15 protein-coding genes are annotated in these 15,517 nt (G+C 61.3%); 12 read left to right on the top strand and 3 right to left on the bottom strand.

Annotated elements, in window-relative coordinates:
- The first annotated feature begins 76 nt into the window (after positions 1-76).
- The 3 genes from Q4T40_12005 to dnaK are packed head-to-tail and all read left to right on the top strand — an operon-like array spanning position 77 to position 4,152.
- Positions 77-1,660: a TCP-1/cpn60 chaperonin family protein gene (locus tag Q4T40_12005; GenBank protein ID MDT8901969.1), complete on the top strand. Its 1,584-nt coding sequence runs from the start codon at positions 77-79 to the stop codon at positions 1,658-1,660.
- A 48-nt stretch (positions 1,661-1,708) separates the two neighbouring features.
- A complete protein-coding gene (gene grpE, locus Q4T40_12000; GenBank protein ID MDT8901968.1) occupies positions 1,709-2,272 on the top strand; it encodes a nucleotide exchange factor GrpE in 564 nt (187 codons plus the stop codon).
- Positions 2,273-2,307: 35 nt separating this feature from the next.
- Positions 2,308-4,152, top strand: a complete 1,845-nt coding sequence (gene dnaK, locus Q4T40_11995) for a molecular chaperone DnaK (GenBank protein MDT8901967.1) — start codon at positions 2,308-2,310, stop codon at positions 4,150-4,152.
- A gap of 155 nt (positions 4,153-4,307) precedes the next feature.
- Here the strand turns inward: dnaK and Q4T40_11990 are convergent, their stop codons facing one another.
- The gene (locus Q4T40_11990; protein ID MDT8901966.1) at positions 4,308-5,876 is read right to left on the bottom strand and encodes an IS1182 family transposase; all 1,569 of its coding nucleotides are present in this window, start codon (positions 5,874-5,876) and stop codon (positions 4,308-4,310) included.
- A 279-nt stretch (positions 5,877-6,155) separates the two neighbouring features.
- On the opposite strand from Q4T40_11990, the gene dnaJ reads away from it, so the two are divergent.
- From dnaJ to Q4T40_11950, 8 genes are all read left to right on the top strand, one after another.
- Positions 6,156-7,292 (top strand): molecular chaperone DnaJ, encoded by a 1,137-nt coding sequence (gene dnaJ, locus Q4T40_11985; protein ID MDT8901965.1) that lies wholly within the window; start codon positions 6,156-6,158, stop codon positions 7,290-7,292.
- Between the two features lie 25 nt (positions 7,293-7,317).
- Positions 7,318-8,256, top strand: coding sequence for a 50S ribosomal protein L11 methyltransferase (prmA, locus tag Q4T40_11980; GenBank protein ID MDT8901964.1), 939 nt, complete (start codon positions 7,318-7,320; stop codon positions 8,254-8,256).
- 1 nt (position 8,257) lies between these two features.
- Positions 8,258-8,989, top strand: coding sequence for a 16S rRNA (uracil(1498)-N(3))-methyltransferase (locus Q4T40_11975; GenBank protein MDT8901963.1), 732 nt, complete (start codon positions 8,258-8,260; stop codon positions 8,987-8,989).
- Positions 8,990-9,034: 45 nt separating this feature from the next.
- A complete protein-coding gene (locus Q4T40_11970; protein MDT8901962.1) occupies positions 9,035-9,493 on the top strand; it encodes a GNAT family N-acetyltransferase in 459 nt (152 codons plus the stop codon).
- Positions 9,494-9,533: 40 nt separating this feature from the next.
- A complete protein-coding gene (mtaB, locus tag Q4T40_11965; protein MDT8901961.1) occupies positions 9,534-10,832 on the top strand; it encodes a tRNA (N(6)-L-threonylcarbamoyladenosine(37)-C(2))-methylthiotransferase MtaB in 1,299 nt (432 codons plus the stop codon).
- A 111-nt stretch (positions 10,833-10,943) separates the two neighbouring features.
- The gene (locus tag Q4T40_11960) at positions 10,944-11,294 is read left to right on the top strand and encodes a histidine triad nucleotide-binding protein (GenBank protein ID MDT8901960.1); all 351 of its coding nucleotides are present in this window, start codon (positions 10,944-10,946) and stop codon (positions 11,292-11,294) included.
- Positions 11,295-11,383: 89 nt separating this feature from the next.
- Positions 11,384-11,563 carry a 30S ribosomal protein S21 gene (gene rpsU, locus Q4T40_11955; GenBank protein ID MDT8901959.1) on the top strand — a complete coding sequence of 60 codons (180 nt, stop codon included), beginning with the start codon at positions 11,384-11,386 and terminating at the stop codon, positions 11,561-11,563.
- 58 nt (positions 11,564-11,621) lie between these two features.
- Complete coding sequence (locus Q4T40_11950) at positions 11,622-12,074, top strand: GatB/YqeY domain-containing protein (protein ID MDT8901958.1); 453 nt, start codon at positions 11,622-11,624, stop codon at positions 12,072-12,074.
- Positions 12,075-12,161: 87 nt separating this feature from the next.
- Here the strand turns inward: Q4T40_11950 and Q4T40_11945 are convergent, their stop codons facing one another.
- Together Q4T40_11945 and Q4T40_11940 are read right to left on the bottom strand one after the other, a co-directional pair.
- On the bottom strand, positions 12,162-13,484 hold the full coding sequence (locus Q4T40_11945; GenBank protein MDT8901957.1) for an MATE family efflux transporter: 1,323 nt from the start codon (positions 13,482-13,484) through the stop codon (positions 12,162-12,164).
- Between the two features lie 86 nt (positions 13,485-13,570).
- Complete coding sequence (locus Q4T40_11940; GenBank protein MDT8901956.1) at positions 13,571-13,714, bottom strand: hypothetical protein; 144 nt, start codon at positions 13,712-13,714, stop codon at positions 13,571-13,573.
- Positions 13,715-14,200: 486 nt separating this feature from the next.
- Between Q4T40_11940 and Q4T40_11935 the strand changes: the two genes are divergently transcribed.
- Complete coding sequence (locus Q4T40_11935; GenBank protein MDT8901955.1) at positions 14,201-15,499, top strand: NfeD family protein; 1,299 nt, start codon at positions 14,201-14,203, stop codon at positions 15,497-15,499.
- Positions 15,500-15,517: the final 18 nt, after the last annotated feature.

The raw sequence follows: 15,517 nt of genomic DNA, 5'->3' as shown, positions 1-15,517 counted from the left end.
GTCTGCCCGGTCGCGGCGGCAGTCATACATAATGCGGCAACAGCTAAGAATATATGTATATAGCAGGAGGAATCGTATGAATCTGAAACAAGCGGGCAGCGGCGCCGAGGTCGACGAACGGCTGGCGGCGCTGCTCACCAACGCCAGCGCCGTGCGGGCCATCACGGCTTCGGTGGAAGGCACGATCGGCCCCAAGGGCCTTGATACGATGCTGGTGGATCGTTTCGGCGAGGTTATCATCACCAACGACGGCGTAACTATTCTCGATAAGATGGATGTCAATCACCCCGCCGCAAAGATGCTGATAAATATTGCCAAGGCCCAGCAGGCCGAGGTGGGCGACGGCACGACGACCGCTACGATTATGGCCGGCGGGCTGGTGGCCGAGGGCGTCAACCAGGTCATCCGCGGCGTGCCGGTGGCCAGGGTTATCGAGGGCGTCAGGCACGGTATCGCCGTCGCCCTGGACGCTGTCAGGGAACGCGCCCGCCAGGTCGGTTCGGTGGATGATCCGGTGCTGACGAACATCGCCGTGATCGCCGGACGCGAACACCGCGACATCGCCGAGTTGGTGGTGGCCGCCGCACGGCTGATCGGCCTGGAGAAGCTCAAAGAGGCCAATTTTAAGCTGTCAGATATCGTTACCGCCGAGGAAGGGGCGGATAACGAGGTGTTTATGGGCGTGATCGTCGACAAGGAGCGGATGAGCAAGGATATGCCGCAGGCGGTCGAAGGCGCCAGACTGCTGCTGGTGGACGACGCGCTGGAGCCGGAGGAGATCGAGGACGGTGCGCTCGGCACCGAGGCGGGTTTCAAACGTTACATAGAGCTTCAGGAAGAGTTCAAGGCCAACATCCGCAAGCTTGCCGCGCTGGGTGTCAAGGTGGTGCTGGTCGACCGCGGCGTGCACGATTCGGCGGAGGAGATCCTTACCGACGCCGGGATCATGGTGGTGCAGCGGGTGTCGAACAAGGATATGCGGCGGGCGGCCGAGCACTGTGGCGCCCGTCCCGTCAAGCGCACCGGGCTGAAGAAGGATCCGGCCGAGATCGAAAAGTATCTGGGTTTTGCCGATAAGATTTTCGAGGATGAGAAGCTGGAACAGATCCGCATTCTCGGCGGCAGGGGCAAGCCGATGGCCACTATTTTGGTGGGCGCGGCGACGGAAGAGGTGGTCGGCGAGCGGGAGCGCATCGCCAAGGACGCCGCTTCCAGCCTACAGGCCGCGGTAAAGGGCGGCTGCGTGCCCGGCGGCGGCGCGATCGAGGTGGCCGTGGCCCGGCAGGTCGAGAAGGCGCGGGAGAATATCAAGGGGATGGCCGCTTACGGCGTGGATTGCGTGGCCAGCGCGCTCAGGCGCCCGCTTTCGCAGATTGTGGAGAACGCGGGCTTCAACCCCCTGGAGAAGGTGGAGGAGGTCATGGCGGCCCAGGCGGCGCAGGGCTCGGACTCGCTCGCCGTCGACTGCGACAGCGGCGAGATCGCCGATATGCTGGCACGCGGGGTCGTCGACCCGGTGCCGGTCAAGCTGCACGCCATCAAGGCGGCCGGCGAGGTGGCGGTGGCTATCCTCCGCATCGATACGATCATCAAGAAGAAAGAGGAAGGGGCCAACGCCGCCAAACAGGTCGCGGGCGACGCGGGCATGCCGGATTTTTAGCCGGCGTCTGCCGTCATGGTGTGGGTCGATTTATATACGCGAGGTGATATGGTCAATATGGAGGAACGCAAGCAAACGGAACAGCGGAAAAACGCGGCGGATGCGGCGGGGAACGCCGCCGACGGGCAGGTGTGCTTCGACTGCGCCGAGATGAAGGAAATTATGGAGTCGCTCGATGACAAGAACCGCGCGATGGAGGAACTGAACAACCGGCTTCTGAGGCTGCAGGCGGATTTTGACAACTACCGCCGCCGGAGCCGCCAGGAGAAGGAGGAATTGTCCCAGGTGGTGGCGTACGGCGTGCTCAAGGAACTGCTGCCTGTCCTCGATAATTTCGAGCGGGCCCTGGCCGCTTCCACCCAGGACGCCGCTCAGCTCCGTGCCGGGGTGGAGCTGGTGTATCGTCAGCTCGGCGGCATAATTGAGCGGCTTGGCGTGAAGCCGATCGCGGCGGTCGGCAACCCGTTCGACCCGGCCTGCCACGAAGCGGTGATGAGGGTGGAGGATGCCTGCCAGGCCGACGGCCTGATCGTCGAGGAGCTGCAGAAGGGGTACGAGATGGGCGGGAAGGTGTTGCGCCCGAGTATGGTCAAAGTCGTAAGCAACAGTTAAGTTTTTTATAGATTCATTCTAAGGAGGAAGAAAGCATGGCAAAAGTCATCGGTATAGACCTCGGCACGACCAACTCGGTGGTCGCCTTTATGGAGGGCGGCGAGCCGGTGGTCATCCCCAACGCGGAGGGAAGCCGCCTGACGGCGTCGGTGGTCGGTTTCTCGAAGACGGGCGAGCGCCTGGTGGGCCAACTGGCCAAGCGGCAGGCCGTCTCCAACCCCGACCGCACGGTAAGCTCGATCAAGCGCCACATGGGCACGAATTACACGGTTAAGATCGACGACAAAGATTACACCCCCCAGGAAATTTCGGCGATGATCCTTCAGAAGATGAAGACCGACGCCGAGGCATACCTGGGCGAGAAGATAACCAAGGCGGTCATCACGGTGCCCGCTTATTTCACCGACAGCCAGCGCCAGGCAACCAAAGACGCCGGCGCCATCGCCGGCCTTGAGGTGCTGCGCATCATCAACGAGCCGACCGCGGCCGCGCTGGCCTACGGCCTCGACAAGGGCGAGGATCACACTATCCTCGTGTTCGACCTCGGGGGCGGCACGTTCGACGTTTCCATCCTCGAGCTGGGCGACGGCGTGTTTGAGGTCAAGGCGACCAGCGGCAACGGCCGCCTGGGCGGCGACGATTTCGACGAGCGGGTCATGAATTGGCTGGTGGCCGAGTTCAAGAAGGAGAGCGGCATCGACCTGACCAAGGACCGCATGGCGATGCAGCGCCTCAAGGAAGCGGCCGAGAAAGCCAAGATCGAGCTGTCCGGCGTGCTGACGACCAACGTCAACCTGCCGTTCATCACCGCTGACCAGTCGGGTCCGAAGCATCTCGACGTCAACCTGACGCGCGCCAAGTTTGAGGAGCTGACCGCCGACCTGGTCGAGGCGACCATGGGACCCACCCGTCAGGCGCTGTCGGACGCCGGCCTCGCTCCCAAGGATATCGACAAGGTTATCCTCGTGGGCGGTTCGACCCGCATCCCGGCGGTGCAGGAGGCGATCAAGAAGTTCCTCGGCAAGGAACCGCACCGCGGCATCAACCCCGACGAGTGCGTGGCCGTGGGCGCCGCCATCCAGGCGGGCGTGCTGGTGGGCGAAGTGAAGGACGTGCTGCTGCTCGACGTTACGCCGCTGTCGCTCGGCATCGAGACGCTGGGCGGCGTGTTCACCAAGATCATCGACCGTAACACCACCATCCCGACGTCGAAGGGCCAGGTTTTCTCGACCGCGTCCGACAATCAGCCGTCGGTCGACATCCATGTGCTGCAGGGCGAGCGGGAGATGGCGTCTTATAACAAGACCCTCGGACGTTTCGAGCTTTCGGGTATTCCGCCGGCGCCGCGGGGCGTGCCGCGCATCGAGGTCACCTTCGATATCGACGCCAACGGCATTGTTCACGTGTCCGCCAAGGATCTGGGCACCGGCAAGGAGCAGAAGATCACCATCACCGCTTCCGGCGGTCTGGCCAAGGACGAAGTGGAGCGGATGGTGAAGGAGGCCGAGTCGCACGCGGCCGAGGACAAGAAGCGCCGCGAGGAGGTCGAGGTCCGCAACAGCGCCGATTCGCTCGTGTACCAGGCCGAGAAGACGATCAAGGATCTGGGCGACAAGGCTGACAAGGCGCTGGTGGAGAAGGTACAGCAGGCGGCCGACAAGCTCAAGGAAACCCTCAAGGGCAGCGATATCGAGAAGATCAAGGCCGATACCGAGGAACTGACCAAACCGCTGTATGAGCTGACCTCGTCGGTTTACAACCAGGCCGGCCCGCAGGGCGCGGCCGGCCCGGAAGCCGGCCCCGGCGCCCAGGAAGCGCCCAAGGACGAGAAGGTCGTTGACGCGGATTATAAAGTAATGGACGACGACAAAAAGAAATAGCGAGTTACATTTACATGGGGACTGCCTAGGAGAGTGTTTCGAAACCCCTGTATACTGTGGCCATTGAGTACCCATCATGGTTAAAAAGGCGGCCCGTCACCTCAATTTAGGGATATGCCGGAAAGAATAACGTTTGATTCTATCCCCTATGGCCCTTACTGACCCACCAGGACCGCTGGGAGCCCGACCGATGGGCAGACTTGGTCCCGGGTAAGTGTATAGAGCCGTTTGATATTCACCACTGCTGCGGTAAACGCGACCTGAAGGAGCGTTTTGGTTCTGCCTATATATCTGGCTTGACGCATTCCTTTGCGAATCAGGTGCGCCACTTTTCGCTCCACCTTGGCCCGCTTCACGTACAGCGTTCGGAATTCTTCTGTGGCCATCTCGGCCAGAATCTCCCGCCGCCGCTCTTCCTGCGAATGCAGCTCAATCGTCTTTCCCTTGCCGTGACGGGTGCACTGGTCCCGGAACTTACAACGGTTGCAGGTCGCTTTGGGGAAAACAAACACATCAATGCCGCCCTTGCGATGCCGGACCGTGGCCGTGATTTCTCCCGCCGGACACCAGCAGATTCCTTGCCCAAAATCGATGGTAAAGTCCTGTTTGCCAAACCGTTTCTTCGGGGCGTGAGCCCCTGGCAGCGGCGCCACCGGCGTTACTTGATGTTTAGCCATCTGATCGCGGGCTTCGAGTGTGCCGTACGCGGTATCCCCGAGCAGCTTGCCAGGCTTGACGAGGGTTCCCGCCAACAAGGGATCGACCGACTCGCCATCCGGCCGGTTTCCGGCAGTGATATCGATGCCGGTAATAAGTTCACTGGCTTCGTCCATGAGAATCTGGCTCTTATGGCCGTTGAACCTGCCGCTTGAGGTTTTGTGTCCGTGCCTCATGTCCGGGTCCGTTACCGAAAGAATGCGGTCAGGAGCCACGCCCTGTTTGAGATGGATACCGGTGTCATCGGTGACAATATCCTGCTCGGTGACATTACCCAGGAGTTCCATGGCCGTCTTTTCGTCCGCCGTCAATTCGGCCCCCTTGAGCGCATCCAAGATGGCGCGACCGTCGCCGACCAACTGGCGGAGGAGCTGGGTTCTGGCTTCAGCATCATCCCACCGGATCTTCTCCTTGCCGTTTTGGCTGTAATCCAAGGACAAAGAAAGGGCGTTCAACCGGTCCCGTGCCGTACCGCCGGCATGACTGCTTACGGCGAACATCTTCTGGATGGCCTTTTTAATTAAGGTGTAGGTGTCCTGGAGAGCGCCCGCTCCCAGCACCTGGGTGGAGTCAAGAATCTGCAGTCCCCGGTCCTTCAAGATCCCCGTTTCTTTGGCGAGGCGGACAAATCGTTCAAAAACCAGCTTCTGTTGCTTATTGAGCAGCAGCCGGGTACGAAACCGGCACAGGGCCGTATGGTCGAAGCCCGTTTCGTTCAGGCCCAGACCCAGCGCTTTTTTCCAGCGCAGGTCATAGCGGGCGCGCTGTTCCGCTTCCCGATCCGAAACGTTGTCATGATACATCAACAACAGCACTTTCGACAGCAGAGCCGGAGAAACCGAAGGCCGGCCAACGGCACTGTACAGGTCGGCAAAGTCTTCTTCCCGGATGAGGCGCTCGCCCCACCGGGCAAACAGTCCGTAAATGCTATCGGGATCGACCAGCGGACCATCCAGCCACGCTTCTAAATCCAATAAGCTGGTCTGTTTATCTTGGCTTCCTAACACGGCGTTCACCTCTACAGGTAAATTCGCCGTCAGGCCTTGATTTCCCTGGTTTCAAGGGAATCTCCGGTTTGATTTCAATGGGTTTTGCAACACACTCCTAGAAAGTCCATCTGCGGCGTTGGTCCTCGGATGCGCCGCTCGACGTACGCAACCAAGTACGCCGTCGCAGCGCATCCTCCGGTCCGCCTTGCATCTGGAGCTTTCTAGACAGTCCCGGCAGTCGATTTTAATCTTTGAGATTTGTTCGGCGACTTATGCCGGATTATGGGATGGTGTGGAGTGAGCAAGAGAGATTACTACGAGGTGCTTGGAATTGCCAAGTCGGCCTCGGAAGACGAGATAAAAAAGGCGTTTCGCAAGCTGGCCCGCCAGTACCATCCTGACGTTAACCGCGACGATCCCAAGGCGGCTGAGGCGAAGTTCAAGGAGATCAACGAGGCTTACGAGGTGCTGTCCGATGCGGAGCGGCGCCGCCAGTACGACCAGTTCGGGCACGCCGCTTTCGACGCCGCGTCGGGCGGCGGGGCCGGCGGTTTCGGCGGCTTTGGCGGTGCGGGCGGTTTCGGGGATATATTCGATATGTTTTTCGGTCAGGCCGGGTTCGGCGGCGGCCGGCCGGCAGGCCCCGAACGTGGTTCCGACTTGCGCTACGATATGGAGATCACTTTCGAGCAGGCGGCCTTCGGCCTTGAGACCGAGATCCAGGTGCCCAGGACGGAGGAGTGCACGGCCTGCCGCGGTTCGGGCGCCGCAGCCGGGACCCATCCCGAGACGTGCCCCAACTGCCGCGGCACCGGCCAGACCCAGGCGGTGCAGAATACTCCCTTCGGCCGCATGGTCAACGTCAAGACCTGCGAACGCTGCCGGGGCGAGGGCAAGATCGTCCGCACCCCCTGCTCGGAGTGCAACGGCCGCGGCAAATTGAGGAACCGCCGCCGCATCAAGATCAAAATTCCCGCCGGGGTCGACACCGGCTCGCGCCTGCGCGTCGCCCACGAGGGCGAGGCCGGGGAGCGCGGCGGTCCGCCCGGCGATCTGTATGTTTATATTTTCGTTAAACAGCACAAGCTGTTTACGCGCGAAAATGACGACGTTATCTGCGAGGTGCCGATAAGCATCGTGCAGGCCGCCCTCGGCGACGAGATCGAGGTGCCCACCCTCGACGGCCAGGTGAAGGTGCGCATTCCGGAGGGCACCCAGTCGGGCACAACTCTCCGGTTGAAGGATAAAGGCATCCCCCACCTCAGGGGCCATGGCCGCGGCGACCAGCATGTCCGCGTTAAGGTGGTCACCCCTAAGAAGCTGACCGACCGCCAGCGCGAGCTTCTGACCGAGTTCGCCCGGCTTGGCGGCGAGGACGTGAACCCGGAGGAGAAGGGGTTCTTCAAAAAGGTGAAGGACGCTTTCGGGGTGTAACTGCATCGAGAGGGGCGAGGCGAGCATGAAGTGGGCAGAGATCAGTATTCAGACCACCCATGAGGCCACCGAAGCGGTGGCCGATATTTTTCACGGACTGGGCGCCAGCGGCGTGGTTATCGAGGACCCGGAGCTCGTCAATTCCTACAAGCGTTCGGGTACCTGGGACTACTGCGACATCCCGGAGGCCGAGGACGACAGCGTCGTAACCGTCAAGGCCTACCTGCCGGCGGACGATCAGTTGGACGACAAGCTGCGCGTGTTCGAACGCCAGGTCGACGAGCTGGCCAGACATGATATTGACAAGGGGCGCGGTCTCATCCGCCTGCGCGAGGTGCGCGAGGAGGACTGGGCCAATGCCTGGAAGGCATATTACCATCCTATCAGGGTGGGCGAGCGACTGGTGGTCAAGCCGTCGTGGCAGGAGTACCCCGCCGCCCGGGGCGATGTCGTCGTCGAGCTCGACCCTGGGATGGCCTTTGGCACCGGCACCCATCACACGACGGCGATGTGCCTGGAACTGCTCGAAGAGGCGCTGCGGCCGGGCGACACCGTGTTCGATGTCGGCACCGGTTCGGGCATCCTGGCGGTGGCCGCCGCCAAGCTGGGGGCAGGCGAGGTGCAGGCGGTGGACAACGACCCGCTGGCGGTCAGGATCGCCGGCGAGAATGTGGCCGCGAACGGCACGGCCGCCACGGTTACGGTCTCTGAGGGCGATTTGCTGACCGGCCTGTCCGGCCGGGCCGATTTCATCATTGCCAATATTATCGCCGATGTCATCATCCGCATGGCCCCTTCGGTGCCGGACCGGCTCAAGGAGGGCGGCCTTTTCCTGGCGGGCGGCGTTATCGCCGACCGGCTGGGCGACGTGACCGATGCCATCATCACCGCCGGCCTGGAGGTCGAGAAGGTGCTGGAGGAAGGCGGCTGGGCGTCCATCCTGGCCCGCCGGGGGGACGAGTGAGGTGCGCCGTTTTTTCATCGCCGGCGAACTGGCTGACACGGTGACGATCACCGGGCCTGACGCCCGCCATATCGGCAGGGTGCTACGCCTGGGTCCGGGAGCGGAGATTGTCGTGGCGGACAAGGCCGGGCACGCCGCCCGGGCGGTGATCACCGCCGTGGAGGCGGCGTCGGTCCAGGCCGCGGTGCGCGAGCGGCTGGCGGCCGAGCACGAGCCGCCGGTGGCCGTTACGCTGGCTCAGGGCCTGCCGAAGGGAGATAAACTGGAGTATATCGTCCAGAAGGCGGTGGAGCTCGGCGCGGCGGCTGTCTGGCCGCTGGCGTGCGAGAACTGCACGGTGCGCTACGACGCGGCCAAGCAGGTCAGCCGCCGGGAGCGGTGGCAGAAGATCGCCGCCGAGGCCGCCAAGCAGTGCGGCCGGGACGTCGTGCCCGCCGTGGCACCGGTGCGGCCGCTGGCCGATGCGCTGGCGGAGGCCGGGGCGGATACGGAGATTATAATGCTGTACGAGGGGCAGGGCGGCGAGCCGCTGCGGGCGATCCTGGCCGGCGGCGGGGCGTCGTCGTACCTGCTGCTGGTAGGCCCGGAAGGTGGCTTCAGCCTGGAGGAGGTCGCGCTGTGCCGGGAGCGCGGCGCGCGCGTCGCCACCCTCGGTCCGCGTGTTCTGCGCACCGAGACGGCGTCGTTGGCGGCGCTGGCTATCGTAATGTACGAGAAGGGCGATCTTGGGTAGCGGCGGAAGGCTACGGCCGCAACGTTACTAAGGGAGGTCAATTCGGTGATAGAAAAGGCGAATGTGACTGACGCCGGCGAAATCTTGGCCTTGCAACGGTTGGCTTATATAAGCGAAGCGGAAATTTACGGCGATTACCGGATTTCGCCTCTGACGCAGACGCTTGTAGAGGTCGAGGAGGAATTTTCCGCCCGGGTATTTCTGAAGATGGTGGTCGACGGTAGAATCGTCGGTTCGGCAAGGGGGCGTGAGCAGGACGGAACGTGTCATGTCGGCCGGCTTGTCGTTCACCCCGATTATCAGAAAAGGGGCTATGGCAGTAGGCTGCTGACCGGGATGGAGGAGTTTTTTCCGCGCTGCGGCCGGTTCGAGCTTTTTACCGGACACAAAAGCGTCGCCAATATTCGCCTTTACCAGAAACATGGCTACATACCCTTCAAGACGGAAACGGTTACCGACGGTCTCAGCTTTATCTATTTAGAGAAGATAAAGGGAAAAAGTTGACGCGGCAGGGGGATTGCCTACGGTCCCCGACGGAGGCGCGATGCCAAAAGTAGCTTTTACCACTTTGGGCTGCAAAGTAAATCAGTTCGAGACCGAAACGATGGAAGGGCTGTTCAAGGCGCGCGGTTATGAGGTGGTGGCCTTCGACCAGCCCGCCGACGTCTATGTCGTCAACACCTGCTCGGTCACCCATCTGGGGGAGCGCAAGTCGCGCCAGCTTATCCGCCGCGCCGCCCGCACCGGCCCCGGCGCAACCGTGGTGGTGACCGGCTGTTATGCCCAGGTGTCGCCCGGCGAGGTGGAGGCCATCCCCGGGGTGGACGTCATCGTCGGCACCCAGGACCGCCAGCGGATTGTCGACCTGGCTGAGGAGGCTGCCGCCAGCCGCCGGCAGATCAGGGCGGTCGGCGATATCATGGCCGCGGATGTTTTCGAGGATATCCCGCTGTTCGCCGCTCCCGGCCGCACCCGCGCTTTCCTGAAAATCCAGGAAGGCTGCGCGAATTTCTGCACTTACTGCATCATCCCCTACGCGCGCGGCCCGTTGCGCTCCCGTCCGCTCGACAGCATCGGTCGGGAGGCGGCGAAGTTCGTCGCCGCCGGTTTCCGGGAGATCGTGCTTACGGGCATCCATCTGGGGGCCTATGGGCTGGAGACGGGCGGGGCGGCCACCCTCACCGACGCGGTGAGGACGGTGCTGGCCGTGCCGGACGTGGCCCGTGTGCGTCTCGGGTCGCTGGAATCCATCGAGGTTTCGGACGCGCTGATCGCTGCCATGCGCGAGGACGAGCGGCTCTGTCCTCACCTGCACCTGCCTCTTCAGGCGGGCGACGACGGCATCCTGGCGGCGATGAACCGTCACTACACGACCGCCGAGTATCGCGACCTGATCCGTGGCATCCGGGAGCGCGTGCCGGATATCGCTATCACTACCGATATCATCGTCGGTTTCCCCGGCGAAACGGCGGAGCAGTTCGCCAACACCCTGGCCTTCGCAGCCGACATGGCTTTCGCCCGCATCCATGTCTTTCCTTATTCGCGCCGCCAGGGGACGCCGGCGGCCGCTTTCCCCGGGCAGGTGAGCGAGGCGGAGAAGAAGCGCCGGGTCGCCGCGCTGCAGGCTTTGGCCGACCGGCAGGCGGTCGCTTTCCACGAGCGGTTTCTCGGCCGCGAGCTTATGGTGTTGTTCGAGCCGGCGGCCGACGGTGGCATCGAGGGTCTGACCGGCAATTACATGCGCGTTTATGCGGAGGGCGACAGCGGCCTGGCCCGCAAGATCCGCCCCGTGAGGCTGCGCGGCCTCCTCCGGGACGGGTTGTGGGGCGAGATCGTGGGCTAATTTTTTCCTGCCCGGACACGGGCGGCAGGATATCGCAGAAAAAGGCAGAATATTTTCCTGAAAACGCGTATACTACTAAGCGGTGAAGCTTGGCGGAGAGGAAGAAAGCTAATGCGGCAGCAAGACTGTATTTTCTGTAAGATCGCGGCCAAAGAGGTCCCCGCGAAGATAATTTACGAGGATGAGCATGTCGTCGCCTTCCCCGATATCAATCCGGCGGCTCCCGTACATGTACTGGTGGTGCCCAAGCGCCATATCCCCCATCTCTGCGAGACCTGCGCCGACGATATCCCCCTTCTGGGGCATATTATGACCGTCATTCCCAAGGTGGCGGCCGAACTGGGCCTGGCTGAGGACGGTTTCCGCACGGTGGTCAACACCAAGGACAACGGCGGCCAGACGGTCTACCACATCCACTGGCATATTCTCGGCGGGCGCTTCATGAGTTGGCCTCCGGGCTGATATTGACAGTGCTTGTCGTTATCGTGTATAATTTTGTGGTGAATGTATAAGCGATCTTCCCCAGGTCTGCAGTGGAGGGAGGGAGATATATGTCAGAAGTCAAAGTGGGAAAAAACGAAACACTGGACAGCGCACTCCGCAGATTTAAACGTACCTGCCAAAAAGCGGGCGTTCTTTCCGAAGTGAGAAAACGCGAGCACTACGAGAAGCCGAGCGTGAAGCGGAAGAAGAAATCCGAAGCGGCGCGCAAACGGAAGTTCAAGAGCTAAACCGCCAACGGCAATCGCAGGCGCGCGGACCCAGATAGAAGTTCCGGAGGTTTCCGCCATGTCGATCAAGGAAAGACTCACTGAAGACATGAAACAGGCGATGAAGGATAAGGAGGCCGGCAAGCTGCGCCTCTCCGTCATCCGCATGGTGCGCGCCAGCATCAAGAATGTCGAGATCGACCGCAAGAAGGAACTCGGCGACGAGGAAGTGCTGGATGTCCTGGCCAAGGAGGTCAAGATGCGGCGCGACTCGCTCGAGGAGTTTAAGAAGGGCAACCGGCCCGATTTGGTAGCCGGGCTCGAGCAGGAGATCGGCATTCTGATGGGCTATCTCCCCCAACAGCTCAGCGATGAGGAAGTCCGCGCCCTGGTGGCCGAGGCTGTCGCCCAGACCGGCGCCGCCGGGCCTAAGGATATGGGCAAGGTTATGTCCGCCCTGATGCCGAAGGTCAAGGGACGCGCCGACGGCAAGACTGTCAACGCCATGGTCAAGGACGCGCTGAACAAGTGAATGAGATGAAAAACCGGTATCCGTACGGATACCGGTTTTTGTTTTGCGGTGTCGAGGCGGCGAGGCTTCGGGTTTGGCGGCCTGCGGCTATACGGCGGGCGCCTTGCGGAGGAAAAACCTGCACACAAGCGCGGCGCAGTCCGTGGCGCACCACAACAGGAAGGCCGTGTAGCCGCCGTAGATGCCGTAGCCTGCTTTTACGGCCAGAAGATAGGCCAGGGGCAGGAAGACGAGATAGCCCGATATCCAGCCTTCGTAAACGAGGAAACGGGTATCGCCGCAGCCGGTCAGCACTCCGCGCATAACCATGTAAACGGAGGAAAACAATTGGCTGAGGCACACGATTTGGATCGTCGCGGACGCTTGTTTGGCCACCAGGCTGTCGGCGGGGCTGAAGAAACTGCCGACAGCGGCCGAAAAGATGAAGAGCAGGCTGCTTATGGCAAGGATTGCCCCGAGACTCATCGCGCATATCCGGCCCGCCGTGGGGCGCAAAAGGTGTTGGCGGTCAGGCCCCGCCAGCCGCGGCACGACGATTGTTGCCGTGATCAGAAAGCCGACGGCGGGAAGATAGGCAAGGTTGAAGACCTGCAGGGTAATATGGTGGACCGCCAGGGCGGTCGCGCCCAGCGGTTTTATTACCCAGACGAAAATAAGCAGGACCAGGAGCGTGAAGCCTGTGTTGAGCCCAATATCGGCGGCGAGCGCAGCGTATTGCCGGATGTGTCCGAGGAATGGCTGCCTGATGTTGATGTGTTTGCTTGTCAAGGGTTTCTTGGCTGCCAGGCAGGCAAGTATGAGCAGGCCGGCAAGATTGGCCAGCAGGGTTCCCCAGGCGGCTCCTTTCACGCCGAGGACGGGAAAACCGAAGCCGCCGCGGACGAAGAGGTAGTCGAAGAAAATATTCAGCAGGCAGACGGTAAAGGTGCTGTATAGGGGCGTTTTCGTGTCCTGCAGGCCCCTGAACAGGCCGGCAAGCACGTAAGAGGCCAGTATGAGCGGCACTGCCCAGAGCCACACCGTCAAGTAGTCAGCGCCGTGATGTTTCATCTGTCCGTCGCCGGCGATGTCGTAGACGATGGAGCCGACATAGGGGGCGAAGGCGAGGGCGACGACGCCGACCAGCGCGACCAGAAAAAGCCCGCTGTTTAATACGGCTGACGCTTTTGCCGCGTCGTCCGCGGCCGTGGCCTTGGCGACGAGAACGGTTGTGCCGATCCTGAAGCCTTCCAGGAAGTTGAACAAGGTGGCGCATAAAGCGTTGGCGACCGACACGGCGGCGATCGCTTCCGTGCCGTAGGGGGCGATGAAGGCGAGATCGGTCATGCCGTTTATGATTACCGCCGACTGGGCGACGATGATCGGGAACGCCAATTTCCCGATTTGCTTGTAGCTGATGAGTTGTTCCATAGTTTTAATTTTTGCCTCCTGTGAAAAGGAAAAGACGCCGGCTAACCGGCGTCTTCGCGTAATTTTGGGAAAGAAGCAGTCGCTTCTTATTTTACGGCCAAGAGTTTCCGGAAGCTGTTTTCAGTGAGGGTTTGCTTAAAAAAGGACACACTTAGCCAATTTTTGCGCAAACCGCTCGCGCGAACAGGCGATTTTACGTCACCCGCCAGGCGGCTGAAAACGGCGTTCATCACTCTTGGCCTCCTTTCACAGGGATTTCCCCTAAATTTTAATGCCGGCGATGTCAATCTGTCAATCCCGAGGCTTTGCAGCGGTTATCGCATGAAAAAAGGCAGGTCGTGATGACCTGCCTAACTTGTAATGTGAAGCGGCTTATGGTGTGGCGTGTCTTGCTGCGAATAGGCTGGATGTGATGGCTGTGTGCTGCGGCGGTGGGTGGTGCATTGAAAGACGCGTGAGTTGCGGCGATGATTGCTGGCTGAAGAGAAGAATGCTGTTGCGATTGTTTGCTTCACTATTACGCTCCTAGACAATAACATATATAAAGTGAATGGTCAAGCTTCCTTAAAAAAATAAAAATGTTTGAAAGAGTTGCAAAATTTTAAAAAAGTAATCGTCGGGCGGCGACATTGTCCCCTTTGCTCCGGCCGTCAGACAGGAATGGCCGGGGGCAATGCCGAATACACTAAGTCAATAATAAGCTTGGGAGGAAAGCTATGCGCCGGTTCGTACTCATCCTGGCCCTGATCCTGGCAGTTGCCCTGGCAGCCGGTCCGGCGGCTTACGCCGACGCCGGCGGTCCGGTGATCGTCATCAATATCAAGGGCGAGATCGACGGCGGACAGGCCGCCCTCGTACATAAGGCGATGAATGAGGCAAAGACCAGGAACGCCCGGGCGGTCCTGGTGGAGATCGATACTTTCGGCGGCCTGGTGGACGCGGCCACTGTCATCCGCGATAAGATCAGCGAGGCTCCGGTGGAGACCATCTGCCATATCAAGAACCGGGCCTGGTCGGCCGGGGCGCTGATCGCCATCGCCCACAAGAAGATCGCTATCGCGCCCGGCGGCAGCATCGGCGCGGCCGAACCCATCCCGGCGACTGAAAAGACGATTGCCGCCCTCAAGGCGGAGTTTGCCGCGACCGCCAATAAGCTAGGCCGCGACCCCCGGGTGGCGGAGGCGATGGTTGACAAGACGCTCGGTCTGCCTGGCTACGCCGAGCCGGGCAAGATTCTCGCCCTGACCGATTATCAGGCTGTCAAGGTGGGGTATGCCGATCTGGTGGCCGCGGACCGGGCCGATGTGCTCGCGCATTTCGGCTTGGCCGGCGCGCCGGTGGTCGAATACCACCAGGGCTGGGCGGAAAAGCTGGCCAGTTGGTTGTCCAACCCGGTGGTTAAGTCGGCGCTCCTGTCGCTCATTTTCCTGGCGATTTTGACCGAGATCAAGACGGCGGGGCTTGGCTTGGGGGCTCTCGTCGGCCTCGGCGCGGTGCTGCTGTTTTTCGCCAGCCAGTGGCTCAGTGGCCTGGCCGACTGGGTGACGATCGCGCTGTTTATCGCCGGCGCGGTGATGATAGTTATCGAGATTTATACCCCGGGGATGGGCATCTTCGGCTTAGGCGGCATCTTATGCATCCTGGCGAGTTTTTTCCTGACGCTGGGCGGCGATCTTGCCGCGCTCAATCTGATGGCGATAAGCCTGGTGATTGCGATCGGCGTTTTCCTGTTGATCGTGAAGCGGCTGCCTTCCAGCCGCCTGTGGGCGCGGCTCGTTCTGAAGGACTCCGAAACGACGACCGCGGGGTTTGTTTCCAGCGACGATTACCAGGTCTACCTCGGCCGGACGGGGGTCGCCCTGACCCTGCTCAGGCCGGCGGGGGTTGTCGATATTGCCGGCACTCATCTGGATGTTGTGTCGGAAGGCCAGTACATATTGGCCGGAACCAAGGTCAAGGTGGTGAGCGTGAGCGGCAACCGCATCGTAGTTCGCCCCGTCGAAAGCCAAGAATAGTATCGAAGGAGAGTGTTT

This window comes from Selenomonadales bacterium 4137-cl (assembly GCA_032334055.1).
In the GTDB taxonomy this organism is placed as follows: domain Bacteria; phylum Bacillota; class Negativicutes; order Sporomusales; family UBA7701; genus Anaeroselena; species Anaeroselena agilis.
This window is presented reverse-complemented; position numbering and strand designations above follow the sequence as displayed.

Bases quoted from the DNA above. Each gene is read 5' to 3' on its own strand.
- Q4T40_12005 (MDT8901969.1), top strand. From the start codon at position 77: ATGAATCTGAAACAAGCGGGCAGCGGCGCCGAGGTCGACGAACGGCTG.
- grpE (MDT8901968.1), top strand. From the start codon at position 1,709: ATGGTCAATATGGAGGAACGCAAGCAAACGGAACAGCGGAAAAACGCG.
- dnaK (MDT8901967.1), top strand. From the start codon at position 2,308: ATGGCAAAAGTCATCGGTATAGACCTCGGCACGACCAACTCGGTGGTC.
- prmA (MDT8901964.1), top strand. From the start codon at position 7,318: ATGAAGTGGGCAGAGATCAGTATTCAGACCACCCATGAGGCCACCGAA.
- mtaB (MDT8901961.1), top strand. From the start codon at position 9,534: ATGCCAAAAGTAGCTTTTACCACTTTGGGCTGCAAAGTAAATCAGTTC.
- Q4T40_11960 (MDT8901960.1), top strand. From the start codon at position 10,944: ATGCGGCAGCAAGACTGTATTTTCTGTAAGATCGCGGCCAAAGAGGTC.
- rpsU (MDT8901959.1), top strand. From the start codon at position 11,384: ATGTCAGAAGTCAAAGTGGGAAAAAACGAAACACTGGACAGCGCACTC.
- Q4T40_11950 (MDT8901958.1), top strand. From the start codon at position 11,622: ATGTCGATCAAGGAAAGACTCACTGAAGACATGAAACAGGCGATGAAG.
- Q4T40_11945 (MDT8901957.1), bottom strand. From the start codon at position 13,484: ATGGAACAACTCATCAGCTACAAGCAAATCGGGAAATTGGCGTTCCCG.
- Q4T40_11940 (MDT8901956.1), bottom strand. From the start codon at position 13,714: ATGAACGCCGTTTTCAGCCGCCTGGCGGGTGACGTAAAATCGCCTGTT.
- Q4T40_11935 (MDT8901955.1), top strand. From the start codon at position 14,201: ATGCGCCGGTTCGTACTCATCCTGGCCCTGATCCTGGCAGTTGCCCTG.